The organism is Polaribacter sp. Z022, assembly GCF_023555495.1.
Lineage (GTDB): Bacteria > Bacteroidota > Bacteroidia > Flavobacteriales > Flavobacteriaceae > Polaribacter.
Genome location: NZ_JALCZO010000041.1, coordinates 1 through 720, shown reverse-complemented (window position 1 = coordinate 720; position 720 = coordinate 1). Strand labels below are relative to the sequence as shown.

2 protein-coding genes are annotated in these 720 nt (G+C 25.7%); both read right to left on the bottom strand.

From position 1 onward, the window contains the following. Positions 1 to 140: 140 nt before the first annotated feature. Complete coding sequence (locus MPF13_RS15500) at positions 141 to 335, bottom strand: hypothetical protein (RefSeq protein ID WP_249983673.1); 195 nt, start codon at positions 333 to 335, stop codon at positions 141 to 143. Between the two features lie 3 nt (positions 336 to 338). Continuing rightward, complete coding sequence (locus MPF13_RS15495; RefSeq protein WP_249983672.1) at positions 339 to 686, bottom strand: hypothetical protein; 348 nt, start codon at positions 684 to 686, stop codon at positions 339 to 341. Positions 687 to 720: the final 34 nt, after the last annotated feature.

Below are 720 nucleotides of genomic sequence, written 5' to 3'. Positions count from 1 at the left end.
CCAACGTGTTTGTACAAGGTTAGTTGCGTGTTTTAAGCACTAAATTTACTAAATAATTACAGACAAAGAAAATCCGCGAGGATTTTCGTAAGTAAGGAAAAAGCAAGCAATTAATTTTGTACGGTGTTGTAAATAGTGTTTTATTTTTTTTTGTTTTTTTTCAGTTCATAATAATTTCCAAAAAACGAAATTGCAGCAAGAAAATACACAATTGCAAGAACCCATATATTTACAGAAAATCCAAAAAATGTTTCAGATTCTGTGTCAAACAATTTAGAAATAAATTTTAGACTCATAAAAATTCCACCTAATAAATTTAGATTTTTTTTATTCATAAATTAATTCAAATTTTCAATTACTAAATTTAAGAGTTTATATGCTGCAATTCCCAAACCAATTCCAATCAGCATCCAGTAAATTCTATGCTTTTTGTCAGCTTTCACAATTTGTTTTTCAACTGTTTCTCCGTTTTTAATTAATTTCAATTCAATTTCACGTTTGTCAAACTGTTCATATTTGGATTTTAGAATGAAATTTTCAGAATTCAGGATTATTTTGTGTTTAATTCCAGATAAAGAGATTTTTTTTGAAACTAATTTATCATTCAATAAAACACTTTCAGTTCCGAATACAGAATTCAAGAATTCTATTTTATTATTTCCAATATTAAATTCAGCATATTTCATTTTCGTTAATTTTTTTCACGCATTATTTACAACG